Origin of the sequence: Corynebacterium sp. HMSC05H05, from assembly GCF_001807265.1 — a bacterium.
In the GTDB taxonomy this organism is placed as follows: Bacteria; Actinomycetota; Actinomycetes; order Mycobacteriales; family Mycobacteriaceae; genus Corynebacterium.
The window spans coordinates 1-1734 of record NZ_KV788376.1 but is presented as its reverse complement, the minus strand read 5'-3'; the positions used below and the strand labels follow the sequence as shown (position 1 = coordinate 1734).

The window sequence follows — 1734 nt, the reverse complement described above, 5'->3', positions numbered from 1 at the left end:
CGTATTTTTGGCCGACCCCCTTTGTTTTTGCCCCGTCGGGTTGGGGGTTGGTTGTTTGAACCTTTGTAATTTTTGGATTTTGCCAGTCCGGCACTTTTTGTGTTGGTTGGTTTGTTTTTGGTTGGGTTTGGGCTTTTCACGGCCTGTTTCTTTCTGAAACTTTTTTGTGGAGAGTTTGATCCTGGCTCAGGATGAACGCTGGCGGCGTGCTTAACACATGCAAGTCGAACGGAAAGGCTCCTGCTTGCAGGGGTACTCGAGTGGCGAACGGGTGAGTAACACGTGGGTGATCTGCCCTGCACTTCGGGATAAGCCTGGGAAACTGGGTCTAATACCGGATAGGACGATGGTTTGGATGCCATTGTGGAAAGTTTTTTCGGTGTGGGATGAGCTCGCGGCCTATCAGCTTGTTGGTGGGGTAATGGCCTACCAAGGCGTCGACGGGTAGCCGGCCTGAGAGGGTGTACGGCCACATTGGGACTGAGATACGGCCCAGACTCCTACGGGAGGCAGCAGTGGGGAATATTGCACAATGGGCGCAAGCCTGATGCAGCGACGCCGCGTGGGGGATGACGGCCTTCGGGTTGTAAACTCCTTTCGCTAGGGACGAAGCGCAAGTGACGGTACCTGGAGAAGAAGCACCGGCTAACTACGTGCCAGCAGCCGCGGTAATACGTAGGGTGCGAGCGTTGTCCGGAATTACTGGGCGTAAAGAGCTCGTAGGTGGTTTGTCGCGTCGTTTGTGTAAGCCCGCAGCTTAACTGCGGGACTGCAGGCGATACGGGCATAACTTGAGTGCTGTAGGGGAGACTGGAATTCCTGGTGTAGCGGTGGAATGCGCAGATATCAGGAGGAACACCCCGATGGCGAAGGCAGGTCTCTGGGCAGTAACTGACGCTGAGGAGCGAAAGCATGGGTAGCGAACAGGATTAGATACCCTGGTAGTCCATGCCGTAAACGGTGGGCGCTAGGTGTGAGTCCCTTCCACGGGGTTCGTGCCGTAGCTAACGCATTAAGCGCCCCGCCTGGGGAGTACGGCCGCAAGGCTAAAACTCAAAGGAATTGACGGGGGCCCGCACAAGCGGCGGAGCATGTGGATTAATTCGATGCAACGCGAAGAACCTTACCTGGGCTTGACATACACCAGATCGGGCCAGAGATGGTCTTTCCCTTTGTGGTTGGTGTACAGGTGGTGCATGGTTGTCGTCAGCTCGTGTCGTGAGATGTTGGGTTAAGTCCCGCAACGAGCGCAACCCTTGTCTTATGTTGCCAGCACGTTATGGTGGGGACTCGTGAGAGACTGCCGGGGTTAACTCGGAGGAAGGTGGGGATGACGTCAAATCATCATGCCCCTTATGTCCAGGGCTTCACACATGCTACAATGGTCGGTACAACGCGTCTGCGAGCCTGTGAGGGTGAGCTAATCGCTGTAAAGCCGGTCGTAGTTCGGATTGGGGTCTGCAACTCGACCCCATGAAGTCGGAGTCGCTAGTAATCGCAGATCAGCAACGCTGCGGTGAATACGTTCCCGGGCCTTGTACACACCGCCCGTCACGTCATGAAAGTTGGTAACACCCGAAGCCAGTGGCCTGTCATGGGAGCTGTCGAAGGTGGGATCGGCGATTGGGACGAAGTCGTAACAAGGTAGCCGTACCGGAAGGTGCGGCTGGATCACCTCCTTTCTAAGGAGCTTTATTTGTGGCCCACAGTTGTGGGTTGTGTTTGTGTGGTTGA

At 55.5% G+C, this 1734-nt stretch carries 1 rRNA gene; it reads left to right on the top strand.

Annotation, left to right across the window (positions count from 1 at the left end):
* The first annotated feature begins 163 nt into the window (after window positions 1-163).
* Window positions 164-1682: ribosomal RNA gene (locus tag HMPREF3151_RS02900) — 16S ribosomal RNA — on the top strand.
* Window positions 1683-1734: the final 52 nt, after the last annotated feature.